Here is a 24356-nt window from a genome sequence, read left to right on the forward strand (position 1 = left end):
GGACCGCGTGTTGTTCACCAAGGGCCACGGCACCGGCAACGACTTCGTCATCCTCCCCGACCCCGACGGGGCGCTCGACCTGACGCCGGCGCTGGTCGCCGCGCTCTGCGACCGGCATCGCGGCATCGGCGCGGACGGCGTGCTGCGCGTCGTCCGCAGCGCCAAGCACCCGGACGGCGCCGGCTTCGCGGGCGACGCGGAGTGGTTCATGGACTACTGGAACGCGGACGGTTCGATCGCCGAGATGTGCGGCAACGGCGTGCGCGTCTACTCCCGCTATCTGCTCAGCCAGGGCCTCGCGACGGCCGGCCCCGAGGGCCTTCCGGTCGCCACCCGGGCCGGCGTCGTGCTCGCGGTCCCCGGTGAGCTCACGATCGCGGTCCGCATGACCACCCCCCGGGTGTACGCGGCGAGCACCGCGACCGTCGGCCCGCTGACGATCCCCGGGCTGGCCGTGGACTGCGGCAACCCGCACCTGGTCACCGCCCTCCCCGACGGGGTGGACCTGGCCTCGCTGGATCTGCACCTGGCGCCGGGGTACGACCGCGCGGTGTTCCCCGAAGGCGTCAACGTGGAGTTCACCACCTCCGGCGCACCCGTCGAGGACGCCGACCTGCACGTCCACATGCGCGTGTACGAGCGCGGTTCCGCCGAGACCCTGTCCTGCGGTTCCGGTGCCCTCGCGGTCGGCGCGGTGGCGCTGCGCGACGCGGGCCGCGAGACGGGCGTGGTCGCCGTCGACGTGCCCGGCGGCCGGCTCACCGTCACCGCGGACGACCGGGGACGATGGTGGCTGGCGGGCCCGGCCGTGCTGCTCGCGACGGGTGAGGTCGACGCGGCGGCGCTGAGCTGATGGGGTCGCTGCACCGCGTGGCGCACCGCGGCTACTCGGCCGTCGCGCCGGAGAACACCCTGCCCGCCCTCGCCGCCGGCGTGCTCGCCGGTGCCACGTTCATCGAGTTCGACGTCCGCACCACGGCCGACGGCGTGCCGGTGGTGGTCCACGACCGTACGGTCGACCGCACCACCGACGGCTCCGGGAAGGTGTGGGAGCTGGAGTTCGACGAGATCGCCCGGCTGGACGCGGGTTCGTGGTTCTCGCCGGCGTACGCGGGGGTCGGCGTGCCGCAGCTCACCGAGGTGCTGGACCTGTTACGCCCGCACGCCGTCCTGGCCGACTCGGCGGGCGATGCGGGCGTCACCCCGGCCGTCGCGCCGCGTGTCGAGTTGCTCCTGGAGATCAAGCCGCCGGCCACCCTCGAGCAGGTGAAGTTCATCGTCGGGCAGGTCGCGGACGCGGGGCTGCTCGACCGTACGGTGGTGCAGAGCTTCGACCCGGCCATCGTGCGCCTCGCCGGTGAGGCCGCCCCCGACGTACGCCGGGGGCTGTTGCGGGATGCCTTCGACACCTCGCAGGTCGAGGTAGCGCAGGAATTGGGCGTGAGTTTCTGCAATCCGTCCATGAACGCGGTGCTGGGCTCGCCGGGCACGGTCGCCGCGCTGGCCGACGCCGGGGTCGCGGTCATGCCGTGGACCGCCAACGACGTCACGCTCTGGCCCGACCTGGTCGAGGCCGGTGTGGCCGGCCTGATCACCGACCACACCGGCGAGCTGACCGGCTGGGCCGCCGCCCGCTAGAAGGTCTCCTCGGGGGCCTCGTCGAGCTCGGCGGCGGGCGTGGCGGCCGCGTTGTGCGGGGCCGGCGCGCCCTTCACCGTGGCGCGGATGGCGGCGGCCACCGCGGGCGTGACCCGGGCGTCGAAGACGCTGGGGATGATCACCGTCGGGTTGATCTTGTCCTCGCCGACCACGTCGGCGATCGCCATGGCCGCGGCCAGCGCCATCTCCTCGGTGAACTGCTCGGCGCTGACGTCGAGCATGCCGCGGAACACGCCGGGGAAGGCCAGCACGTTGTTGATCTGGTTGGGCTGGTCCGAGCGGCCGGTCGCGACCACCGCGGCGTGCTGGCGCGCCTCCCGCGGGTCCACCTCGGGGTCCGGGTTGGCCAGGGCGAACACGATCGACCTGTCCGCCATCTTCGCGATGTCGGCGCCGGTGAGCAGGTTGGGCGCGCTGACCCCGATGAAGACGTCCGCGCCGGCGATCGCGCCGGGCAGGTCGCCCGAGTAGTTGTCCCGGTTGGTGTTCTCCACCAGCCACTGCCAGGTGGCGTTCAGGTCGTCCATGCCGCGGTGCAGGGCGCCCCTGCGGTCGTACGCGATGATGTCGCCCACGCCCTGGCGCAGCAGGAGCTTCATGATCGCCGTACCCGCGGCACCGGCGCCGGAGACGACGACCTTGACGTCCGCCAGGTTCTTGCCGACCACTCGCAGCGCGTTCGTCAGCGCGGCGAGCACACAGATCGCGGTCCCGTGCTGGTCGTCGTGGAAGACCGGGATGTCGAGCAGCTCGCGCAGCCGCGTCTCGATCTCGAAGCAGCGCGGCGCGGCGATGTCCTCGAGGTTGATCCCCCCGTACGCCGGAGCGATCGCCTTCACGATGCTCACGATCTCGTCGGTGTCCTGGGTGTCGAGCACCACCGGCCAGGCGTCGACGCCGCCGAAGCGCTTGAAGAGCGCGGCCTTGCCCTCCATCACCGGCATCGCCGCGGCCGGGCCGATGTTGCCCAGCCCGAGCACCGCCGAGCCGTCGCTGACCACGGCGACCGTGTTGCGCTTGATGGTCAGCCGGCGCGCGTCGGCGGGGTTCTCCGCGATCGCCATGCAGACCCGCGCCACGCCCGGCGTGTACGCCCGCGACAACTCGTCCCGGTTACGCAGCGCGACCTTCGACGACACCTCGATCTTGCCGCCGAGGTGCAGCAGGAACGTACGGTCGGAGACCTTGCGGACGTCGACGCCGTCCTGTTCCTCCAGGTTCTTCACGACCTGGTCGGCGTGGGTGGAGTCGGCGGTGTCACAGGTGAGGTCGACGAGGACCCGGGTGGGGTCGGAGTCCACCACGTCGAGCGCCGTCACGATCGCGCCCGCCTCACCTACGCAGGTGGTGAGCCGGCCGATGGACGAGGCGTCGGCGGTCACGGCGATCCGGATCGTGATCGAGAATCCTGCGCTGGGCAGGCGGGTGGTCACCACGGGAGTCCCTCCGTCGTTGGCGGGTGAGTACCCGCATTCTTGCGCTTCGGGAATCGTGATGGCCATCGCGGTGGTTACTGATGAGTCAGACACTCTGCGACAACGTTCAGCCCGCTTATGTGGATGCGCCGGGTGCTCCGGCGTGCCACCATCGGGCTGAGGAGGTCACCTTTTGCGAACAGAGCTTTTCGAACCCGACGTCACCACCGGTGAGCTGGAGCTGGAGGAACGGCACTCGCTGCGGCGCGTCGCCGGGCTCTCCACCGAGCTCACGGACATCACCGAGGTCGAGTACAGGCAGCTGCGGCTCGAGCGAGTAGTCCTGGTCGGCGTCTGGACCGAGGGCAGCGTCTCGGACGCGGAGAACTCGCTCACCGAGCTCGCCGCGCTGGCCGAGACCGCCGGCTCCCAGGTGCTCGAGGGCCTCATCCAGCGGCGTTCCCGCCCCGACTCGGCCACCTTCATCGGCCGCGGCAAGGTCGAGGAGCTGCGCGACGTGGTCCTCGCCACGGGCGCCGACACCGTCATCTGCGACGGCGAGCTCTCCCCGTCCCAGCTGCGCAACCTGGAGCAGCAGACCAAGGTCAAGGTCGTCGACCGTACGGCGCTGATCCTGGACATCTTCGCCCAGCACGCGAAGAGCAAGGAAGGTAAGGCGCAGGTCGAGCTGGCCCAGCTGCAGTACCTCCTCCCGCGGCTGCGCGGCTGGGGTGAGTCGCTGTCCCGCCAGGGCGGTGGGGCCGGCGGCGGCTCCGGCGGCGGTGGCGTGGGCACCCGTGGTCCCGGTGAGACGAAGCTGGAGACCGACCGGCGCCGGATCAACCACCGCATCGCGAAGTTGCGGCGTGAGATCAAGGCCATGCGCACCGTACGGCAGACCAAGCGCTCGCGCCGCTCCCACAGCGGCGTGCCGGGCGTGGCCATCGCCGGTTACACCAACGCGGGCAAGTCGAGCGTGCTCAACCGGCTGACGTCGGCGGGCGTGCTGGTCGAGGACGCGCTGTTCGCCACCCTGGACCCGACCACCCGGCGTACGGCCGCGGAGGACGGGCGCGTCTACACCCTGTCCGACACGGTCGGTTTCGTCCGTCACCTCCCGCACCAGATCGTCGAGGCGTTCCGCTCGACCCTGGAGGAGGTCTCGTACGCGGACCTCGTCGTGCACGTGGTCGACGGCGCTCACCCGGACCCGGAGGGGCAGGTCTCGGCGGTCCGCGAGGTGCTCGGCGAGGTCGGCGCCGACCGCATCCCCGAGCTGCTGGTCGTCAACAAGATCGACGCCGCGGACGAGGAGACGATGCTGCGGCTCAAGCGGGCCTGGCCCGACGCGGTCTTCGTCTCGGCCCGCTCGGGGCAGGGCATCGCGGACCTGCACGCGGCCATCGCGCAGCGGCTGCCGCGGCCGGCCGTGGACCTGCGGGTGCTGCTCCCGTACGACCGGGGTGACCTGGTCGCGCGGATCCACCGCCGGGGTCAGGTCCTCGACACGCGGCACACCGACGAGGGCACGGAGCTGCGCGTACGCGTCGACGAGCGGCTCGCCGCCGAGCTGGACGGCTACCGCACGGCTCCATGATGGAAGGGGGTGCGTCCGCACCCCGGCGTGGTCCATTTGCCCAGGCTTGATCCACGCGTAACACCGGCACGGGACACTGCATGCGACACTGATCCGATGCGGCGTCTCGTGTTCCCGACCATCCTGGCCTCCGGGCTGGTGGTGTTGGGGGCCGTGCCCGCCTCCGCCGAGCCGGCCCCCGTGGCCACGCAGGCGAAGGCAGTGGCCGGCAAGAAGGTGTGCAAGGTCACCGATCCGCTCCTGAACGAGCTCTCGGGCATCGTGGCGACCGACGACGGCTACGTCGTGATCAACGACAGCTCCGAGGGCTCCCGCCGGAGGGTCTTCTACCTCGACGGTGGCTGCGACATCACCAAGAAGGTCGAGTTCAGCGGCAACGGCCCGCGCGACACCGAGGACCTGATCCTGTCCCCGGACGGCAAGACCCTGTGGATCGCCGACACGGGCGACAACGGCGTGCGCCAGAAGCCGCCGGACCACCGCGACACCATCAGCGTCTGGACCATGCCGGTCGACGGTTCCAAGCAGCCCAAGATCCATCGCCTGAAGTACCCGTCCGGCGACTACCACGACGCGGAGGCCCTGCTTCTCGACGGCAGCGGCAAGCCGATCATCGTCACCAAGGAGATCACCGGCACGGCGCTGCTCTACACGCCGGCCGGGCCCCTGAAGACGAACAACACCGAGGGCGTGCCGCTCAAGCGCGTCGGGCAGGTGCAGCTTCCGCGTACGGACACCGAGGGCAGCGCGCTGGCCCGGCTCGCGCAGGGCGTCGTCACGGGCGGGGCGGTCGCACCCGGCGGGACGAAGGTCGTGCTCCGGACGTACCTGGACGCTTTCGAATGGGATGTCGCCAACGGTGACGTGGTCGCCGCGCTGAAGAACAAGCCGCGCGTGACGGGCCTGCCCAACGAGCCCGGCTACGGCGAGGCCATCACCTACAGCGCGGACGGCAAGACGTTCGCCACGGTCTCCGACTTCGGCGACGTCGACGACGAGGACACGGCCAACCACATCCGCCGCTACACCCCCGCGACCCAGGTCCTCCAGGCGAAGGCCGCGGCCAAGGACGGCAAGGCCTCGGACGACGGCCCCAGCTGGTTCTCCGAACTGAGCATCTCCGACATCACCTACCTGGTCGGCGGCGTCGGCGTCCTCGGCGCGATCCTGGTCGGCGCCGGCATCTTCGGCATCGTCCGCGCCCGCAAGAAGCCCCTCCCCGACCCCCCGGCGAAGCCCACCGAAGGCACCGGCCCGAAACCGATCGACGCCGAAACCGAACTCCTCTCGGTGGGCGGCCCACCCCAGCGCCCGGCCTACGGCTCCGGCGCGGCGGCCTCCGCCCCCGGCGTCTACGGCGCCAAGGGCAGCGGCGTCTACGGAGGCGCCCCGGCATCCGGCAGACCCGGAGCGGCACCCCCCGTCGGCCGCCCCGGCGCAGCCCAACCCGGCCGCCCGGGAGGCACCCAGGCCCGTCCCGGCGGCGGCCAGCCCGGCGCAGGCGGTCACCCCGGTCGCCCCGGCGCGGGCCAGCCCGGCCCCGGCGGTCAGCCCGGCCGTCCCGGCGGCAGCCAGCCCGGTCGTCCCGGCGGCCCGCCCGGCGGTCAGCCAGGTCGTCCCGCCGGTGGTCAGCCCGGTCGCCCGGCCGGCCCACCCGCCGGTCAGCCCGCGCGTCCCGGCGGTGGCCAGCCCGCCCGCCCGGCCGGTGGTCAGCCCGCTCGTCCCGCCGGTCAGCCGGCACGCCCGGCCGGTGGTCAGCCCGCGCGCCCCGCCGGTCAACCGGCCCGTCCCGGCGGTGGTCAGCCCGGTCGCCCGGCCGGCCCACCCGCCGGTCAGCCCGCGCGTCCCGCCGGTCAGCCGGCACGCCCGGCCAGCGGCCAGCCCGCGCGCCCGGCCGGCGGCCAGCCCGCGCGCCCGGCCGGCGGCCAGCCGGCTCGTCCGGCAGGCGGCCAACCCGCTCGCCCGGGCGGAGGCGGCGGCCAACCCGGCCGCTCCGGCGGCGCGCCCCCCGCCGGCCCACCCCGAGGCGGCCAACCCGGAGCCCGCCCCGCAGGCGGCGGCCGCGGCGGAAGCGTCTACGGAGCCCCGCCACCCCCACCACCCCCGGGCGGCGGCGGAGGCCGCCAGGCAGGCACCTCCCGCCCGACCGGCTTCCACGGCGCCCCCGGCGCGGCCCAGACCCCGTCCGCCAGCCGCCAGAACGGCCCGATCAACTCCATGAGCAGCACCCGCGACGGCCGCCCGGACTACGGCCCCCCGCGCGGCTACTGACCGCCCCAGCGCGTCCGACCGGCCCCGCGTGTCCGACCGGCCCAAGCGACGGCGTCTGACTGCCACAGCGACGGCATCTGACCGCCCAAGCGTGTCTGACTGCCGCAGCGACGGCGTCTGAGTGCCGCAGCGACGGCGTTTGACCGCCGTGGCGCGTCTGACTGCCACAGCGACGGCGTCGCAAAGCCCAAACGGGCCGGCACCCGCCTGGCGTGGGCGCCGGCCCGTTTCGCTCATTACCCGTAGGCCGGCCGCCCTCGTCGCGAGCAGCAGTGCGCCGAGCAGGCCGAGGCGTCGCCTGCCGGCCCGCGTCGGCCGGCCCGGCCTTGTTGGCCCATGCCGGGGTCGCGTGCCGGCTCGCGGCGGCCCGACGTGCCGGCCCGCCCGACCCGCCCGGCCCACCTCGAGACCATCCCGGCCCGGTCAGACCCGGCGGAGTACCGCCACGACCCGCCCCATCACCGTCGCGTCGTCGCCCGGGATCGGGTCGAAGGCGGGGTTCGCCGGCATCAGCCACACGTGGCCGTCCCGCTGCCGGTAGCTCTTCACCGTCGCCTCGCCGTCGATCATGGCCGCCACGATGTCACCGACGTTGGCCGTGGGCTGCTGGCGGACGACGACCCAGTCCCCGTTGCAGATGGCGGCGTCGATCATCGAGTCGCCCTTGACCTCGAGCATGAACACCTCGCCCTCGCCGACCAGCTCGCGCGGCAGCGGGAAGAACTCCTCGACGGCCTGTTCGGCGAGGATCGGCCCACCGGCCGCGATCCGCCCGACCAGCGGCACGTACGCCGGGGTGGGCCGCGCCGACCGCAGCGTCTCGTCGTCGACCATGTCGCTCGGCGACCGCACGTCGACCGCCCGGGGCCGGTTGGGGTCACGGCGCAGGAAGCCCTTCTTCTCGAGCTCCTTCAGCTGGTACGCGACGCTGGACGGGGAGACGAGCCCCACCGCTTCGCCGATCTCGCGGACGCTGGGCGGGTATCCGTACCGTTCGACCCAGTCCTTGATGAATTCCAGGATCCGGCGCTGGCGGGCGGTCAGGTCGGCGGTGACCAGATCGGGGAACTGGCTGACCACCGGGGTGACCGACCGGAGCTGCGGCGCGTCCGCGCTGCGCGCCCGGGCCGGGCTGCGGCGTCGCATCGCCGCTCTGGTGTTGGTGGCCTCGGGCTTCAGGTCCTTCTGGTCTTGCCGGCTCGTCCGGTCGTCGGTCGACACGTCCGCCCTCCTTGTCGGCCAGTGCCTCATGGGCACGTGGTGCACTCGCGGAGCCGGACACCCGCCGTGGGGATGACGTCTGCCCGGCTGACCCCTCTTGATGGAGAACCGTATCGGCGCGGTACGACATATTCAAACATCTGTACGACTTTCTCTCGGCGTGTCGCCCGGAAGTGCTCGACTTCCGTACGCCTGTTCTGATAGACCGTCGTACGGGCGTTCGATCGAACGCGCGTACGAGCGACGTATGCGAGGAAAGGAATATGCCGTGGTAGCCGCCGGTATGCGTCAGGGGCCGCACCCCCCGTTGCGATTGACGCGGCGAGGCCGGATCGTCGTGCTGACATTCTTCGTCCTGATGGCCTCCCTCGCCAGCGCAGTGTTGTGGACCACTGCCTCCCGCGCCGACGAACCCCCGACCGGCCCGGCCCCCACGGTGATCGTCCAGCCCGACGACACCCTCTGGTCCATCGCCGAACGAGTGGCCCCCGGCCGCGCACCCCGCGAAGTGATCGATGACATCCGCAACCTCAACGGCATCAAAGGCTCCTACGTGTACGCCGGAGACACCCTCCTCGTCCCCACCGACCACTGACCGCCACCCTTGCCTCGCCGCCTCGCCGCCTCGCCGCCTCGCCGCCTCGCCGCCTCGCTGCGTCGCCGCCTCGCCGCCTCGCCGCCTCGCTGCCTCGCTGCGTCGCCGCCTCGCCGCCGCTCCGCTGCCTCGCCGCTCTCGCCGCTCTCGCCGTCGATGTGTCCGCTCCGCGCCCCGCTTGCTCGTGCTGCGCGCCGTCCGGGCCCTTCGGTGATGCGTGGCGTGGGCTTTCCGCTCATGCGTCGCTTGAGCTCCCCCGGCTATGCGTGCCGTGAGTTCCCGGCCGCGCTGTCCCGCTGCGTCCACTCCTCCCTCTGCCCCCTCGCGGCGACGCCGGCCCTCGCGCCCATCCACCGCCATCCCCGTCCACTCCCGGCCGCCGCCCGCCGCCGGAGATTGTTGATCAAGGGATCGAAGCTGCCCGTGACCGCCGCGGCACCCGTCGTGTTGAGGTAGAAAATACGGCGCGCCGACGCGCCGGTGAACTTGCGCCGGGGTCCGCGGCGGCATAACGTCGACCCCAACATCTAGTAGTTACAAGGGTGTAAGTCGTCCACAGGTTGGGGTTAGGTCCCTCCGTAATCCACAGGCTCGTCCACAGCTTCGAGGCGGATAATGATCACCGCGGGGCTGGGGTTCGACGTGCCCGGATTGCGGGAATGCCGCACTCCACTCCCTGGGGACGACAGCCCGGCGACAGGAGGATTGCGGTGCGGTGTCCGTACTGCCGACACGCGGATTCGCGCGTGGTCGACTCGCGTGAGGCCGATGACGGTCAGTTGATCCGTCGTCGTCGGTCGTGTCCCGAGTGCGGCAAGCGGTTCACCACCGTGGAGGAGGCGGTGCTCGCGGTGGTCAAGCGCAGCGGCGTCACCGAGCCCTTCAGCCGGACGAAGATCATGAGCGGGGTGCGCAAGGCCTGCCAGGGCCGGCCCGTCGACGAGGACTCGATCGCTCTGCTCGCGCAGAAGGTCGAGGAGACCGTGCGGGCCAAGGGCGCGGCCGAGGTGCCCAGCCACGACGTCGGGCTGGCGATCCTCACCCCGCTGCGCGAGCTGGACCAGGTGGCCTACCTGCGCTTCGCGAGCGTGTACAAGTCGTTCGACTCCCTCGACGAGTTCGAGCGCGAGATCACCGAACTGCGGGAAGCCGCGACGAACAGAGAGTCGCGGGAAGCCGCGACGGGCAAGGAGCCGCCGGTGCGGCATGTCGTCACCACCAGACCCGGAGGCCGGACACCCAAGATCGGAGACCGAGCGCCCTAGGAGCCGGAAGCCCTGGGAACCGGAAGCCCTGGAAGCCGGACGCGCTGGGAGTCCGGACAGGCTGGGAACCGGCCGCCCAAGGAGAACCGCCGCGCATCGGTGCCGACGGGGCGCTACGGGAACTCCGCGGGTCGCCGCCAGGCGGTCAGGCCGCCGGGTCGCGCAGTCGGCCCACGAGGCCAGGCGGTCACCTGGCCACCGGTCACACGCCGACGACCCGGGCAGCCAGGCCGCCGGCGCACCCGGCCGGACCGGGCCACCCGGCCAGGGCGCCCAGCCAGACCGGGCCGGACAACCCAGCCGGTCCACCCCGGCAAGGCCAGGCACCCGGCAAAGCCAGGCACCCGGCAAAGCCAGGCACCCGGCCAGGGCGCCCAGCCAGACCGGGCCGGACAACCCAGCCGGTCCACCCCGGCAAGGCCAGGCACCCGGCAAAGCCAGGCACCCGGCAAAGCCAGGCACCCGGCCAGGCCAGGTCTGGGCGCCAGGCCAGGCCAGGGCACTGGGCCAGGTCAGGCACCCGGCCAGGTCAGGCCGGGCCGCCGGGTCTGGCCACGCCACCCGGCGCCGACCACCTGGTCAGCGCCAACGGCCGATGCCGGCCGGTCCACCCGGACCGGCCGCCGCGCCGGCCCACCACTGCCGTGCCGCGTCCGGACCGCGTGACCGGCACGGCAGCACACAGACGATCGCCCGGTTCACGGACCAGGGCCACGCCGCCGGACCTGCGGGTTTCGGCGGCCAGGCAGCCGCCCGGCTCAGCCCGGGCGGACGCCAGCAGCAAGCGCGAGAACTGCACCGCCGATGCGGGGCGCCGCGCGTACCGGAGGGCCTGAAAGAGGAAAGCGGATCGCGGTGGGGAATCGCGATCGTTCGAGGGGGAGCACACATGGCCGGTGACGGCATGACAGCAGGTAAGCAGCGCACTCGCGCTGGCAACGGGGGCGCCACGGTCGGGGGGCTGCGCGTCGAGCGGGTCTGGACGACCGAGGGTGTTCACCCGTACGACGAGGTCGAGTGGGAACGCCGCGACGTCGTGATGACGAACTGGCGGGACGGCTCGATCAACTTCGAGCAGCGTGGGGTCGAGTACCCGACGTTCTGGAGCGTCAACGCCGCGAACATCGTCACCACCAAGTATTTCCGGGGTGCGGTCGGCGCGCCGGAGCGCGAGTGGTCGCTCAAGCAGCTGATCGACCGGGTCGTGAAGACCTACCGCAAGGCGGGGGAGGACCACCGGTACTTCGCCTCGCCGGCCGATGCCGAGGTGTTCGAGCACGAGCTGACCTGGATGCTGCTGCACCAGGTGTTCAGCTTCAACTCGCCGGTGTGGTTCAACGTCGGCACCTCGTCGCCGCAGCAGGTCAGCGCGTGCTTCATCCTGTCCGTGGACGACTCGATGGACTCGATCCTGGACTGGTACAAGGAAGAGGGCCTGATCTTCAAGGGCGGCTCCGGTTCCGGCGTCAACCTCTCCCGGATCCGCTCCTCCCGTGAGCTGCTCTCCTCCGGTGGCACCGCCAGCGGCCCGGTCAGCTTCATGCGCGGCGCCGACGCCAGCGCGGGAACGATCAAGTCCGGCGGCGCGACCCGCCGTGCGGCCAAGATGGTGATCCTCGACGTCGACCACCCCGACATCGAGGAGTTCGTCACCACCAAGGCCCGCGAGGAGGACAAGATCCGGGCCCTGCGTGACGCCGGGTTCGACATGGACCTCGGCGGCTCGGACATCGTCAGCGTGCAGTACCAGAACGCCAACAACTCGGTCCGCGTCAGCGACGAGTTCATGCGGGCGGTCGAGGAGGGCGGCACGTTCGACCTCCGGGGCCGGCTGCACGGCGAGGTCATCGAGACCATCGACGCCAAGAAGCTGTTCACCGAGATCGCCAAGGCCGCGTGGGAGTGCGCCGACCCGGGCCTGCAGTACGACGACACCATCAACGACTGGCACACCAACCCCGAGACGGGCCGCATCACCGCGTCGAACCCGTGCTCGGAGTACATGTCGCTGGACGACTCTTCCTGCAACCTGGCGTCGCTGAACCTGATGAAGTTCCTCAACGCCGACGGCGGCTTCGAGGTGCAGAAGTTCGTCAAGAGCATCGAGTTCGTCATCACCGCGATGGAGATCTCCATCGCTTTCGCGGACTTCCCGACCCCGAAGATCGGCGAGACCACGCGGGCCTACCGCCAGCTGGGCATCGGGTACGCGAACCTGGGCGCCCTGCTGATGGCGTCCGGCCTGCCCTACGACTCCGAGGCGGGACGCAACGTCGCGGCCGGCATCAGCTCCCTGATGACGGGTACGGCGTACCGCCGCTCCGCGGAGATCGCCGGCGTCGTCGGCCCGTACGACGGCTACGCCCGCAACGCCGAGGCGCACAAGCGCGTCATGCGTAAGCACGCGGCGGCCAACGACGAGATCCGCCCGAGCAGCCCGGTCGCCACGGCGCTGGTCAAGGAAGCCACCAGGCAGTGGCAGGACGGCATCAAGATCGGCGAGAAGAACGGCTGGCGCAACGCCCAGGCGTCCGTGCTCGCGCCGACCGGCACCATCGGCCTGATGATGGACTGCGACACCACCGGCATCGAGCCCGACCTGGCCCTGGTCAAGTTCAAGAAGCTCGTCGGCGGCGGCTCGATGCAGATCGTCAACCAGACGGTTCCGCGCGCGCTGCGCAGCCTCGGCTACCCCGAGGAGCAGGTCGAGGCGATCGTCGAGCACATCGCCGACCACGGCAACGTCGTCGACGCCCCGGGCCTCAAGCCGGAGCACTACCCGGTGTTCGACTGCGCCATGGGCGAGCGGTCCATCGCGCCGATGGGTCACGTACGGATGATGGCCGCGGTGCAGCCGTTCATCTCCGGCGCGATCTCCAAGACGGTCAACATGCCCGAGTCGGCGACCGTCGAGGACATCGAGCACATCCACTTCCAGGGCTGGAAGCTGGGCCTCAAGGCGCTCGCCATCTACCGCGACAACTGCAAGGTCGGCCAGCCGCTGTCGGCAGCGAAGCGGTCCACCGCCGAGACGGCGGCGGACCAGAAAACTCCAGTGGGCGCGGTCGAGAAGGTCGTGGAGAAGGTCGTCGAGTACCGCCCGGTCCGCAAGCGCCTGCCGAAGAAGCGCCCGTCGGAGACGGTCTCGTTCTCGGTCGGCGGCGCGGAGGGTTACCTGACCGCGTCGTCCTACCCGGACGACGGCCTCGGCGAGGTCTTCCTCAAGATGTCGAAGCAGGGCTCGACCCTGGCCGGCGTCATGGACGCCTTCTCGGTGGCGATCTCGATAGGACTCCAGTACGGCGTCCCGCTCGAGACGTTCGTCAGCAAGTTCACCAACATGCGCTTCGAGCCGGCGGGCATGACCGACGACCCGGACGTGCGCATGGCGGCCTCGGTGATGGACTACATCTTCCGGCGCCTCGCCCTGGACTTCCTGCCGTACGACACCCGCGCGGAGCTGGGCATCTTCACCGCCAAGGAGCGCGCGGCCCAGGTCGCGGCCGAGGCGGCGGCGGAGGCGGCCAACGTGGACCTGGCCGGCATGGCCGCGTCCGCCCCAGTCTCCGCCCCGGTGGGTGCCGCCTCGGCTCCCACGGCCGCGGCCCCGGGCACCCCGGCGGTCGAGGCCAAGTCCCCGCTCGACGCGGAGAAGGAAGCACCCAGCGCGGCGCACTCCTCCACGGAACTGCTCGAGATCGTCCTCGGCACCTCGGCGGACGCCCCGCTCTGCTTCACCTGCGGCACGAAGATGCGCCCGGCGGGCAGCTGCTACGTCTGCGAGGGCTGCGGCTCCACCTCGGGCTGCAGCTGACCGCCCCCGGCGCGGTAGCCGCGAGCCGACCGGACGGCTCCCGGCGCAATAGCCGCGAGCCTGAAGGCTGACCTTGGGGAGTCCCCCGGACCATTGCGGTCCGGGGGACTTCTCGATTTCCGGTCCATGCCAGGCCGCTGAGGAGCCGAAGCCGGCCCGCCCACCGCCGAAGCCGGCCCGCCCACCGCCGAAGCCGGCCCGCCCACCGCCGAAGCCGGCCCGCCCACCGCCGAAGCCGGAGCCCGCATCGGCGGCGCAACTTCCGGTGGCCGCGATCTGTGGATTACCGATCGCTTTAACGGTTAAGTTCGAACGGTGACCGTCGTCGACCGCTCCCGTCTCGAACTTGCCAAGATCGCCGTCGGCGTCGCGTTTGCCGCCAATGGCCTCGCTCTCGGCGGGTGGCTGGCCCGTGCTCCCGCCATCCGGGCCGATCTGGGGCTGTCGTCGGCCGGGTTCGGGCTGTTGCTGCTCTGCCTGTCCGGGGCGTCGATTGCCGCGATTCCGCTGGCCGGGCCGCTCGTCCAGCGTTTCGGGCCGGCCCGGTCGGTGCTGTACGCCAGCATGTCCGTGGTCGTGGGGCTGGCCGGTCTGGGCACGGGGACGGCGGCCGGTTCGGTGCCGTTCGCCGGGGCGGGGCTCGTGTTCATCGGCGTGGGCGTCAGCCTCTGGGACGTGGCGATGAACGTCGAGGGCGCGGACGTGGAACGGCGGCTCGGCCGTACGCTGATGCCTCGCTTTCATGCCGGTTTCAGTATCGGCACGGTGGCCGGGGCCGGGGTCAGCGCGGCGGCGGCGACCGCGGCGGTGACGGTCACGACCCAGGTGTACGCAACGGCCGCCGTGATCGCGGTCGTGATGCTCTTCACCGTGCGCCGTTTCCTGCCCGTCCCGGAACTGCACCGCGAGGAGTCGCCGGGCGGCCGGGTGCGGGACGCCTGGCGTGAGCCGCGCACGCTGCTGATCGGCGTACTCATCTTGGGGTTCGGATTCACCGAGGGCGCGGCCAACGACTGGCTGGCGATCAGCCTGGTCGACGGCTACGGCGCCACCGAGGCCGTCGGCGCGATCGGCTTCGGGTTCTTCGTCGCGGCGATGACCCTCGGCCGGATCTTCGGTCATGCGGCGATCGAACGCTGGGGCCGGGTCGTCACGCTGCGGCTGACCGCGGTCTCCGCCCTGGCCGGCCTGCTCCTGGTCGTTTCCGGCATCGGCGTGCCGGTCGTGCTCGCCGGGGCGCTGCTGTGGGGCGCGGGCGCGTCGCTGGGCTTCCCGATCGGCATGAGCGCCGCGGCCGACGACCCGCTCCGGGCGGCGATCCGGGTCTCGGTCGCGGGCTCGATCGGGTACGGCGCCTTCCTGGCGGGCCCGCCGCTGATCGGCCTGCTCGCGGAGCACGTCGGCGTGCTCCCCGCGCTGCTGGTCGTGGTGGCGGCGATCGGCCTGGGCCTGCTCGGCTCCGGCGCCGCCCGCCCCCTGACCCCCGAAAACGCCCCGCACCCGCTCGCCGAGAGCGAACCGCACAGCACGGAACCGCAAGGAGAGCGCTGACCCCATCCCCGGGAGGGGGAGCGCCGCCCCTCACCCCTCCAGGAAATCCCCAATGATCTTGGCCAACAGCTCCGGCTGCTCGATCACCATCGCGTGCGAAGCGTCCGCCAGCTGCAGATACCGCATCCGCGGGTTCGCCTTCGCCCCCGCGGCCGCCTGCTCCACCAGGAACCGCCGGTGCGCCGCATACAGCTCCGCGAAGGGTTCCTGCTCCGGCAGGTCGCGGGTGGCCAGCACCGCGAGCGTCGGCGCGGGCGTCGAGGCGTAGGCGGGACCCAGATCAAGATCGTTCATCAGCGTACGCAGAGAGCCCGTGGTCTCCGCCGTCGGCCGCGTCGACGTCTCGCCGTCCCTGTGCACGAGGTTGCGCCGGAAGCCCTCGATCCACACCTTCTCGTTGGCGCCCATGTCCCGCGCCGCCATCTGCTGGCGTTCGACGAGGTCGGGAAGCTCCGCCGCGGGAATCACGCGGCCGGCACCCGCCTGGATCCCGTCGAAAAGCTCGTGCAGCCGGGCCAGTTCGGCGGCGGCCTTCTCCGGATCGAGCCCGGGAAGCTGCCCGGCGTGCGTCGGCGGCGGATTTCCGTCGAGGCTCACCACCCCGGGCGTCTCGGGATGCCGTTGCCCCCACAGCACCGCGAGCATCCCGCCCAGCGAGTGACCGGCAACGGCAGGACGATCCAATTCCATCTGTACGGTCACCGCCGCGAGGTCACCCAGCGCGGCATCCCACGACCACGGACCGTCACCGGAACGCCCGTGTCCCCGCAGGTCCATCGCGATGACCCGGTGCCGCGGCCGCAGCGCCCGGGCCAGCGTGGTGAGCATCGCGAGGTTGCCGCCGGCCCCGTGCAGCAGGAGCAGGGGCGGCCGGTCGCCGCCGAAGTCGCGTACGGCGATCGGCAGGTCCCCGGCGTCGACCAGGCGGTCATTGATCATCGCTGTCTCCCAGCTCGTCGCACAGTCTCAACCGTTCCCGTACGGCGGCAGCGGGCACCCCGCCGTCCGGGTGCCGCGGCAGCTTGCCGCGGCGTACCAGGTCATGCACCGCCTGGCGGGTGATGCCGAGCATCGCCCCGGCGGTCGCGAGCGACACGGACTCCGCGGCGGGATGCCCCACCCGCGCCGCGACCACCCGCCCCAGCGGCGTACGCCACCACTCCAGCGGCGGATCGAACGGCCGGTCGCCGGGGTACAGCGTGGCCACCAGCCGCATCGCGGCCCCGCCGGCCGCCCGGTCGTCGTCGCCCCGCATGAGGTCGGCCCACCGCCCGGCCCGTACGCGAATGAGCCGTCGCAGCGCCGCCACCGTGTCGTCGCCCTCGAGAAGGATCTCCAGCGGGTCGACGAGGCGGATGTCGAGCAGCCGCACGACCTGCTCGACGAGCTCGGCACGCGTCGGCATCGACCCATCCTTCCGCTCCTTGACGGCGAGTGTCAAGTAGCACCCGCTAGGGTCGGGCGGTGGACGATGAGCTGGCCCCGCGACCGCTTTCCGAGCCGCATCCGTCGCGTCTCGCCCCCGATCATCCGCGCCGGGCGGAGATCCTCGCCGCCCATGACGCCGCGCTCACCGAGGGCAGGGCGGGCTACCCCGACCCGGGCACCGGACTCTTCGTGCTGACCGCCGGCTTCCTCGCCGCGCGCGGCACCTGCTGTGGCAGGGGGTGCCGTCACTGTCCGTACATTAATTGTGTCTAAGTAAGACTTCCGGCGGGACCCTCCGGGCCAGTACGGTGTGCCCGAATTATTCGGGAGGACCCAGGTGCGCAAGCGTCCCATCGCCCCCGCCGCTGCCGCCGCGGCGCTGCTCGCCCTGACCGGCTGCACGACCGAGCAACCGGACACCGTGGCGCTGCCACCCGTGCCGATCGTCCAGCAGCCGGCGGCCTCCGCGGGCGGCGCCTGCATCCTCTGGGACTACCAGTTCATCAAGGAGAAGATCGGCGTCGAGTTCTCCATCGCCGCCTCCGACCAGGCCGAGAAGACGTCGACGTGCGTGGTGCAGACCGCGTCGGCGGAATGGCCGTACCTGGCGCTCTCGGTCGTGGAGAGCACCAAGGCCGACGCGGACCTTTTCCTCGAGGCCGTGATGCCGGCCAAGGCCACGAAGCTGAAGGGCCTCGGCAAGGCCGGCTACCGCCTGGTGTCGAAGCCCGCGAACGGCCACGGCCCGTCGATCGAGATCGGCTGGCTCAGCGGCGCGGAGCAACTCCAGACCCTCCGCTTCACCTTCGCGGAGGGCGCGCCCCCGGCAGACGTCAAGAAGATGCAGACCAGCCTGCTCTCCCTGGCCCGCGCCATGAACACCACCGACGGCTGACCGCCCCGCCCGAACCCGCACCCGGCCTGAGCACCCCCGCCCGCCACAACCCACGCACGGGCCGACTGAGACGCGCCCTGCCGCACCCACGACCCGCGCACCCGCCGCTCCCGGCGCGCCTGCCGGGACTCGCGCGCCTGCCGCACCCCACGATCCGCGCGCCTGCCGCTCCCGGCGCGCCGGCCGCGACTCACGCGCCTGCCGCACCCCACGACCCGCGCACCTGCCGCACCGCGGGCACCTCCGCCCGCCGCGCGCCCGCCGCACCCCGCGCGCCGGCCGCACTCGGCGACCCACGCACCTCAGGACCCGCGGACCCGCCGCGACCCGCGCGACAGCCGCGACCCGCGCGTCAGCTTGCGATTCCGGGCCGGGAACAGCCGGGAGTGGGCCTAAGGACCCGGCTCAGTGGGCGTCGACGAACACGCGGGAGGCGACCTCGCGCGGCAGGCGGATCTTGTCCCCGGACCGGTCGATCGTCACGCCGTCGCGTTCCTGGGCCACCGTCACCGTCGCGCCCGGGTCGATGCCCGCCTGGTGCAGCTGCCGCAGCACGCCCGCGTTCGTCTGGACGCTCTCGCAGATCCGGCGCACCACCACGCTGCCGCTGAGCCCCGGGAACGCCAGGTTGCGCTCGCCCGCGGTGATCACCGTGGAGCTGCTCTCCAGCGGCTCCTCCGCCGGGATGCCCAGCACCTCGAGCCCCGGGATCGGGTTGCCGTACGGCGAGCGGGTGGGCCGGTTGAGCAGCTCGTACACCTTCTTCTCGACCGAGTCGCTCATCACGTGCTCCCAGCGGCAGGCCTCCTCGTGGGCCTCCTCGTAGGGCATGCCGATGACGTTGACCAGGAGCAGCTCGGCGAGCCGGTGCTTGCGCATGACGGCGACCGCCGCGACCCGGCCTTCCTCGGTCAGCAGCAGATGGCGGTCGTTCTCGACGGTCAGGAGGCCGTCGCGCTCCATGCGCGCGACCGTCTGGCTCACCGTGGGACCGCTCTGGTGCAGGCGCTCGGCGATACGTGCGCGCAGCGGCGGCACGCCTTCCTCCTCGAGTTCGAGGATCGTGCGCAGGTACATCTCGGTGGTATCGACGAGATCATTCACAGTGCGGCCCTCCCAGCAGCGATATTACCTCGTAGCCGGGGGTTGACTTCACGCCGACGAGGTGGGTGAGCAGACCCTACCGGAACGGCCGCGGCTCGGCCCTGATGGGACAAATCGGCGCACCACATTCTGTCGGACCGGCGTGGCAGAGTGACGGGCATGGCGGACGGGACGACGGCAGTGATCTGGGACGAGGCGCTGCTCGCGTACGACATGGGTGATCACCCGCTCAATCCGGTGCGGGTCGAGCTGACCATGGCGCTCGCCCGCGAGCTGGGCGTCCTCGATCGGCCCGGGGTGCGCACGGTGGTGCCCGCGCCCGCCGGCGACGACGCGCTGATCCGCGTGCACCGGCCCGACTACCTCGACGCCGTGCGGAGGGCGCCGCTGGATCCCTTCTTCCGCGGCTGGGGGCTCAACACGCCCGACAACCCGGTCTTCGAGGGCATGCACGAGGCCTCGGCGCGGATCTGCGGCGCGACGATGGCCGCCGCCGACGCGGTCTGGTCCGGTGCCGCCACCCGCGCCGTCAACGTCTCCGGCGGTCTGCACCACGCGATGGCGGCGCGGGCGGCCGGCTTCTGCGTCTACAACGATCCCGCCGTCGCGATCACGCGCCTGCTCGACCAGGGTGCGCAGCGCATCGCGTACGTGGACGTCGACGTGCACCACGGCGACGGGGTGCAGGCGGCCTTCTACGACGACCCCCGGGTGCTCACCGTCAGCCTGCACGAGTCGCCCCTGGCTCTGTTCCCCGGCACGGGCTATCCGGGCGAGACCGGCGGACCGGGAGCCGAGGGTACGGCGGTGAACATCGCGCTGCCACCGGGCACGGGCGACGCCGGCTGGCTGCGCGCCTTCCACGCGATCGTGCCGTCGGTGATCCGCGCGTTCGAGCCGCAGCTGCTGTTCACCCAGTGCGGCGCCGACGCGCACCGGCTCGACCCGCTCGCCGACCTGCGCCTGACCGTCGACGGGCAGCGTGCGGCATATGTCGCTCTGCGCGCCCTGGCCGACGAGCTGTGCGAGGGCCGCTGGGTCGCGACCGGCGGCGGCGGGTATGCGCTGGTCGAGGTGGTCCCGCGAGCCTGGACCCACCTGCTCGCCGTGGCCACCGGCGAACCGCTCGACCCGGGCACCCCCACCCCGCCGGCGTGGCGCAAGCTCGCCGCCGAGCGCTGCCCCGGCCGCCCCGTCCCCACCGAGCTGACCGACGGCACGCCGCCCCCGGTCGAGCGGTGGGAGCCCGGCACCGCCCCCGACCCCGTCGACAAGGCCATCATGGCCACCCGGATGGCGGTCTTCCCGCTGCACGGCCTCGACCCCCACGACCCCCGCGACTGACCCGATGCCCCCGCCCACCTCCCGCCGACGCCCGCGAACCCCCGCGGCCACAACACCACGTCGCCCGCCGCCCGCCGCGCCTGCCGGGCTCGCGGCGCCTGCCGGGCTCGCGGCGCCTGCCGGGCTCGCGGCGCCTGCCGGGCTCGCGGCGCCTGCCGGGCTCGCCGCGCTTGCCGGGCCTGTCGCGCTTGCCGGGCTTGCCACGCCTGCCGGGCTTGCCACGCTTGCCGGGCTTGCCACGCTTGCCACGCCTGTCGCGCCCGCCGCGCCGCGACGCTTACCGACCGCTCGACGCTGCCGGCCGCGGACCCCCGCTGCCGGGGCGCCGCGACGCCAGATTGGGAGGTGATCCCGGTGACCAGGGAAGCCGACGTGCTGCTCTCCGACGGCAGCGCCGTGCACATGCGGCCGATCCGTCCCGACGACGCGCCCGCCATCGTGGAGTTCCACTCGCGGATGAGCGACCGCACCCGCTACCTGCGGTATTTCTCGCCGTATCCGCGAATTCCGGAACGCGACCTCGAGCGGTTCGTCAACGTCGACCACCACGACCGGGAGGCGTTCGTCATCGTCTCGGGCCCCCGGATCATGGCGGTCGGCCGGTACGAGCGGCTCGGTCCCGGCTCGCCCGAGGCGGAGGTCGCGTTCGTGGTCGAGGACGCGCACCAGGGCCGCGGGATCGGCTCGGTGCTGCTCGAGCACCTGGCCGACGCCGCGCGGGTGAACGGCATCTCCCGGTTCGTCGCCGAGGTGCTGCCGCAGAACGGCGGCATGCTGCGCGTGTTCAGCGACTTCGGCTACCAGATCCAGCGCAGGTACGCCGACGGCGTGGTGCATCTGAGCTTCTCGATCGCCCCGACGGAGAAGTCCCGCGAGGTGCAGGAGAGCCGCGAGCAGCGCACCGAGGCCAGGTCCATCGCCCGCCTGCTGCACCCGCGCGGGGTCGCGGTGTACGGCGCGAGCGCCAGCGGCCAGGGCATCGGCGCCGCCCTGCTCGGCCACCTGCGCGACGGCGGTTACACCGGCTCGGTCGTGCCCGTGCACCGCAGCGCGGCCCGGGTGGCGGGGCTGCGGGCCTACCGGTCGGCCACGGAGGCCGGTGCGGCGGTTGATCTGGCGCTCATCGCCGTACCCCCGGACGGGGTTGACGACGCCGTCGCCGACGCCGCCGCGGCCGGCGCGGGAGGCCTGGTGGTCGTGTCGGCCGGCTTCGCCGAGGCCGGGCCGGAGGGCGTGCTCGCTCAGCGTGCGCTGGTCGACGCGGCGCACGCGGCCGGCCTGCGCGTGGTCGGCCCCAACTGCCTGGGAATAGCCAACACCGATCCTTCCGTACGCCTCAACGCCACGCTCGCGCCGCGACTGCCGGCGGCGGGCCGGGTGGGCTTCTTCAGCCAGTCCGGTGCGCTCGGGGTGGCGCTGCTCGCCGAGGCCGACCGCCGTGGCCTGGGCCTGTCCAGTTTCGTGTCGGCGGGCAACCGCGCCGACGTCTCGGGCAACGACCTTTTGCAGTACTGGCAGGACGACCCCGGCACCGACCTCGTCCTGCTGTACCTGGAGACGTTCGGCAACGCGCGCAAGTTCGCCCGGCTGGCGCGGCGGATGAGCCGGGTCAAGCCGGTGGTCGCGGTGGCGTCGGCGACGCGCCCGCCGGGGCTGGCGGGAGACCTGCCCGGCCCCGACACCAAGGCGGTGACCGCGCTGTTCGCCCGCTCCGGCGTCATCCGCGTCGACACCGTCGCCGAGCTGTTCGACGTCGGGGTCCTGCTCGCGCACCAGCCGCTGCCGTCCGGCCGCCGGGTGGCCGTGGTCGGCAACTCCTCGGCCCTGTCCGGCCTGGCCGTCGCCGCCTGCCGCGCCAACGGGCTGACCGTGGCCGAGGGCTATCCGCAGGACATCAGCCCGCAGGCCGGCGCGCACGACTTCGCCGACGCGCTGGCGGACGCGGCCGTGGACGACCGGGTCGACGCGCTGGTGGTGGTGTTCGCGCCGCCGCTGCCCGGCCAGCTTCCCGACGAGGACGCCGACTTCGCGGCCGCCCTGGGCAGCGTGGCGCTCGCGGGGGAGAAGCCGACGGTGGCGACGTTCCTGCTCGGGCAGTTGCCGGCGAAGGTGCCGTCGTACCCGTCGGTGGAGGAGGCGGTGCGGGCGCTCGGCCGGGTCGCCACGTACGCCGACTGGCTGCGCCGGCCGCCGGGGGTGCTGCCGGTGCTCTCCGGTGTGGACCCGGGCGCCGCCGAGTGCGAGGGGCCGCCGTCCGAGCTGCTCGCCGCGTACGGAATCCCGGTCGAACCGTCGACGTCGGCCGGGACGATCGACGAGGCCGTCGCCGCCGCGGAGGCCCTCGGTTATCCGGTGGCGCTGAAGGCGGCGGGCCGGGCGCTGCGCCACCGCATCGACCTGGGCGCCGTACGCCTCGCGCTGGCCGACGAGGACGATGTCCGCGCCGCGTACCGGGAGCTGGCGGCGGCGTTCGGCCCGCACGTCCTGGTCCAGTCGATGGTGGCACCGGGCGTGGCCTGCACCGTCGAGGTGGTGGAGGACCCGGCGTTCGGCCCGGTGGTCGGCTTCGGCCTGGGCGGCGTGGCCAGCGAGCTGCTCGGTGACCTCGCCTGGCGGGCCGCCCCGCTCACCGACCGCGCGGCGGCGGCCCTGGTCGACGAGCCCCGCGCGGCACCGCTGCTGCACGGCTACCGCGGTTCGGCGCCGGTCGACCGGGACGCCCTGATCGATCTGCTGCTCCGCGTCGGCCGCCTCGCCGACGAGCACCCCCGCGTCCGCGCCCTGTCCCTGAACCCGGTCCTGGCCCGGCCGGACGGCTATGCGGTCCTGCACGCGTCCATGGAGATCGGGGAGCCCGGCGTACGCCCGGACACCGGTCCCCGCCGCCTCGAAGCAGTGTGAGGCCGGCCACGAACAGCGGCCGGCCTCACACGTGGTACGGGGGAATCAGCTGGCGTACGCCTCCAGGCGCGCCGCCCGCTGCGGGTCACGCAGCTTGGACATCGTCACCTTCTCGATCTGGCGGATGCGCTCGCGGCTGAGGCCGAACTCGCGTCCCACCTCGTCGAGGGTGCGCTGGCGGCCGTCGTCGAGGCCGAAGCGGAGGCGGATCACTGCGGACTCGCGCTCCGACAGGGTGGCGAGCACGATCTCCACCTCGTTGCGCAGCTCGCCCTGGGTGACCGTGCTGCCCGGCTCGGCGTTCGGGTCCACCGCGGCCACGAAGTCGCCGAGGGCGCTCTCGCCGTCCTCGCCGACCGCCTGGTCCAGGCTGACCGGCTCCCGGTCGTACGAGATCAGCTCGATGATCTGGAATTCCGGCACGCCCATGGCCTGGGCGATCTCGGCGACGCCGGGCTCGCGGCCGAGCTGGGCGGCGAGGTCGCGGCGGGCCCGGACCATGCGGTTGACCTGCTCGACCATGTGCACCGGGATGCGGATGGTGCGGGCCTGGTCGGCCATGGCGCGGGTGATGGCCTGGCGGATCCACCAGGTGGCGTACGTGGAGAACTTGTAGCCCTTGGTGTAGTCGAATTTCTCGACGGCGCGGATGAGGCCGAGGTTGCCTTCCTGGATCAGGTCGAGGAACGCCATGCCGCGGCCGGTGTAGCGCTTCGCGATGCTCACCACGAGGCGCAGGTTCGCCTCCAGCAGGTGATTCTTCGCGGCGCGGCCCTCGGCGACGATGATCTCGAAGAGGGGTGCCAGGTCGTCGCTCGCCTCGGGGAGCTTCTCCTCGGCGTAGAGGCCGGCCTCGATGCGCTTGGAGAGGGTGACCTCCTCGACCGCGGTCAGCAGCCGGGTGCGCCCGATGCCGTTGAGGTACGCCCGGACGAGGTCGGCGGAGACGCCGCGCTCGTCGGTGGCGTCCAGGTCGGCCAGGGCCTCGACACCGTCAGTCATGATGTTCTCGGCGGTTACCACCGTGGACTCCGTCGCCTTCATCTGCAGGACCACCTTTCAGTCCCCTCCCCGCGTCAACCGATGTCGTTCCCCAGCCGCATTCGTGCCGGTGATCAAAAGTTTGGACCGGGGGGCGTTAAGCGGAGGTGAGGAAGGCGTCCGGGTGGCATGAATCAGGGAGAACCCTGAGGTCGCCCGCCCGGCAACCCACCCGGATTGATGGGAGATGGACTGAATCGGGCGCAATTCCGATTACCTTGTTCAACCCCGGTAATCTGCAGGTGGAACGTTTCG

At 72.5% G+C, this 24356-nt stretch carries 18 protein-coding genes; 12 read left to right on the forward strand and 6 right to left on the reverse strand.

Features of this window, described 5'->3' with window-relative positions; all coding sequences use genetic code 11:
* The first annotated feature begins 7 nt into the window (after window positions 1-7).
* Both dapF and CLV70_RS25370 read left to right on the forward strand, forming a co-directional pair.
* Window positions 8-853, forward strand: coding sequence for a diaminopimelate epimerase (dapF, locus tag CLV70_RS25365; protein ID WP_106129265.1), 846 nt, complete (start codon window positions 8-10; stop codon window positions 851-853).
* Window positions 853-1638, forward strand: coding sequence for a glycerophosphodiester phosphodiesterase (locus tag CLV70_RS25370; RefSeq protein ID WP_106129112.1), 786 nt, complete (start codon window positions 853-855; stop codon window positions 1636-1638). The genes dapF and CLV70_RS25370 overlap by 1 nt, the downstream gene beginning before the upstream one ends.
* Here CLV70_RS25370 and CLV70_RS25375 read toward each other — a convergent pair.
* Window positions 1635-3161: an NAD-dependent malic enzyme gene (locus CLV70_RS25375; RefSeq protein ID WP_425440218.1), complete on the reverse strand. Its 1527-nt coding sequence runs from the start codon at window positions 3159-3161 to the stop codon at window positions 1635-1637. The genes CLV70_RS25370 and CLV70_RS25375 overlap by 4 nt on opposite strands.
* A gap of 106 nt (window positions 3162-3267) precedes the next feature.
* On the opposite strand from CLV70_RS25375, the gene hflX reads away from it, so the two are divergent.
* Window positions 3268-4671 (forward strand): GTPase HflX, encoded by a 1404-nt coding sequence (hflX, locus tag CLV70_RS25380; RefSeq protein WP_106129114.1) that lies wholly within the window; start codon window positions 3268-3270, stop codon window positions 4669-4671.
* A gap of 96 nt (window positions 4672-4767) precedes the next feature.
* Window positions 4768-6942: a hypothetical protein gene (locus CLV70_RS39835; RefSeq protein WP_158277826.1), complete on the forward strand. Its 2175-nt coding sequence runs from the start codon at window positions 4768-4770 to the stop codon at window positions 6940-6942.
* 423 nt (window positions 6943-7365) lie between these two features.
* On the opposite strand, the gene lexA is transcribed toward CLV70_RS39835, so the two are convergent.
* Window positions 7366-8163: a transcriptional repressor LexA gene (lexA, locus tag CLV70_RS25390; RefSeq protein ID WP_425440219.1), complete on the reverse strand. Its 798-nt coding sequence runs from the start codon at window positions 8161-8163 to the stop codon at window positions 7366-7368.
* Between the two features lie 358 nt (window positions 8164-8521).
* On the opposite strand from lexA, the gene CLV70_RS25395 reads away from it, so the two are divergent.
* The 4 genes from CLV70_RS25395 to CLV70_RS25415 all read left to right on the forward strand — a co-directional run bounded on the left by CLV70_RS25395 (window position 8522) and on the right by CLV70_RS25415 (window position 15388).
* Complete coding sequence (locus CLV70_RS25395; RefSeq protein ID WP_245908453.1) at window positions 8522-8758, forward strand: LysM peptidoglycan-binding domain-containing protein; 237 nt, start codon at window positions 8522-8524, stop codon at window positions 8756-8758.
* A gap of 710 nt (window positions 8759-9468) precedes the next feature.
* On the forward strand, window positions 9469-10023 hold the full coding sequence (nrdR, locus tag CLV70_RS25405) for a transcriptional regulator NrdR (RefSeq protein WP_106129115.1): 555 nt from the start codon (window positions 9469-9471) through the stop codon (window positions 10021-10023).
* Between the two features lie 904 nt (window positions 10024-10927).
* Window positions 10928-13837 carry a vitamin B12-dependent ribonucleotide reductase gene (locus CLV70_RS25410; RefSeq protein WP_425440226.1) on the forward strand — a complete coding sequence of 970 codons (2910 nt, stop codon included), beginning with the start codon at window positions 10928-10930 and terminating at the stop codon, window positions 13835-13837.
* A gap of 315 nt (window positions 13838-14152) precedes the next feature.
* Window positions 14153-15388, forward strand: a complete 1236-nt coding sequence (locus tag CLV70_RS25415; protein ID WP_106129117.1) for an MFS transporter — start codon at window positions 14153-14155, stop codon at window positions 15386-15388.
* Window positions 15389-15418: 30 nt separating this feature from the next.
* Here CLV70_RS25415 and CLV70_RS25420 read toward each other — a convergent pair whose 3' ends face one another.
* Both CLV70_RS25420 and CLV70_RS25425 read right to left on the reverse strand, forming a co-directional pair.
* A complete protein-coding gene (locus CLV70_RS25420) occupies window positions 15419-16327 on the reverse strand; it encodes an alpha/beta fold hydrolase (RefSeq protein ID WP_106129118.1) in 909 nt (302 codons plus the stop codon).
* Window positions 16317-16793: a hypothetical protein gene (locus CLV70_RS25425; protein ID WP_106129119.1), complete on the reverse strand. Its 477-nt coding sequence runs from the start codon at window positions 16791-16793 to the stop codon at window positions 16317-16319. The genes CLV70_RS25420 and CLV70_RS25425 overlap by 11 nt, the downstream gene beginning before the upstream one ends.
* A 59-nt stretch (window positions 16794-16852) precedes the next feature.
* Here CLV70_RS25425 and CLV70_RS25430 point away from each other — a divergent pair, with 59 nt between their 5' ends.
* Entirely contained in the window at window positions 16853-17089 is a 237-nt protein-coding gene (locus CLV70_RS25430; RefSeq protein WP_106129120.1) for a C1orf53 family protein, read from the forward strand.
* A 64-nt stretch (window positions 17090-17153) separates the two neighbouring features.
* Window positions 17154-17711, forward strand: coding sequence for a hypothetical protein (locus tag CLV70_RS25435; protein ID WP_245908454.1), 558 nt, complete (start codon window positions 17154-17156; stop codon window positions 17709-17711).
* A 405-nt stretch (window positions 17712-18116) separates the two neighbouring features.
* On the opposite strand, the gene CLV70_RS25445 is transcribed toward CLV70_RS25435, so the two are convergent.
* Window positions 18117-18815: an iron-dependent transcriptional repressor DtxR gene (locus tag CLV70_RS25445; RefSeq protein ID WP_106129121.1), complete on the reverse strand. Its 699-nt coding sequence runs from the start codon at window positions 18813-18815 to the stop codon at window positions 18117-18119.
* Window positions 18816-18974: 159 nt separating this feature from the next.
* Here CLV70_RS25445 and CLV70_RS25450 point away from each other — a divergent pair, with 159 nt between their 5' ends.
* Both CLV70_RS25450 and CLV70_RS25455 read left to right on the forward strand, forming a co-directional pair.
* Window positions 18975-20159, forward strand: a complete 1185-nt coding sequence (locus CLV70_RS25450; protein ID WP_106129122.1) for an acetoin utilization protein AcuC — start codon at window positions 18975-18977, stop codon at window positions 20157-20159.
* A 402-nt stretch (window positions 20160-20561) separates the two neighbouring features.
* Window positions 20562-23060 carry a bifunctional acetate--CoA ligase family protein/GNAT family N-acetyltransferase gene (locus CLV70_RS25455; protein WP_106129269.1) on the forward strand — a complete coding sequence of 833 codons (2499 nt, stop codon included), beginning with the start codon at window positions 20562-20564 and terminating at the stop codon, window positions 23058-23060.
* 45 nt (window positions 23061-23105) lie between these two features.
* On the opposite strand, the gene sigB is transcribed toward CLV70_RS25455, so the two are convergent.
* Complete coding sequence (sigB, locus tag CLV70_RS25460) at window positions 23106-24062, reverse strand: RNA polymerase sigma factor SigB (protein ID WP_106129270.1); 957 nt, start codon at window positions 24060-24062, stop codon at window positions 23106-23108.
* Window positions 24063-24356: the final 294 nt, after the last annotated feature.

The sequence above is a fragment of the Pseudosporangium ferrugineum genome (assembly GCF_003002065.1).
In the GTDB taxonomy this organism is placed as follows: domain Bacteria; phylum Actinomycetota; class Actinomycetes; order Mycobacteriales; family Micromonosporaceae; genus Actinoplanes; species Actinoplanes ferrugineus_A.

Excerpts from the sequence above, each read along its gene's own strand:
- CLV70_RS25370 (WP_106129112.1), top strand. The coding sequence starts at position 853 with ATGGGGTCGCTGCACCGCGTGGCGCACCGCGGCTACTCGGCCGTCGCG.
- sigB (WP_106129270.1), bottom strand. The coding sequence starts at position 24,062 with ATGACTGACGGTGTCGAGGCCCTGGCCGACCTGGACGCCACCGACGAG.
- CLV70_RS25395 (WP_245908453.1), top strand. The coding sequence starts at position 8,522 with ATGGCCTCCCTCGCCAGCGCAGTGTTGTGGACCACTGCCTCCCGCGCC.
- CLV70_RS25375 (WP_425440218.1), bottom strand. The coding sequence starts at position 3,161 with ATGGCCATCACGATTCCCGAAGCGCAAGAATGCGGGTACTCACCCGCC.
- CLV70_RS25420 (WP_106129118.1), bottom strand. The coding sequence starts at position 16,327 with ATGATCAATGACCGCCTGGTCGACGCCGGGGACCTGCCGATCGCCGTA.
- CLV70_RS39835 (WP_158277826.1), top strand. The coding sequence starts at position 4,768 with ATGCGGCGTCTCGTGTTCCCGACCATCCTGGCCTCCGGGCTGGTGGTG.
- CLV70_RS25450 (WP_106129122.1), top strand. The coding sequence starts at position 18,975 with ATGGCGGACGGGACGACGGCAGTGATCTGGGACGAGGCGCTGCTCGCG.
- CLV70_RS25425 (WP_106129119.1), bottom strand. The coding sequence starts at position 16,793 with ATGCCGACGCGTGCCGAGCTCGTCGAGCAGGTCGTGCGGCTGCTCGAC.
- CLV70_RS25455 (WP_106129269.1), top strand. The coding sequence starts at position 20,562 with ATGCGGCCGATCCGTCCCGACGACGCGCCCGCCATCGTGGAGTTCCAC.
- CLV70_RS25410 (WP_425440226.1), top strand. The coding sequence starts at position 10,928 with ATGACAGCAGGTAAGCAGCGCACTCGCGCTGGCAACGGGGGCGCCACG.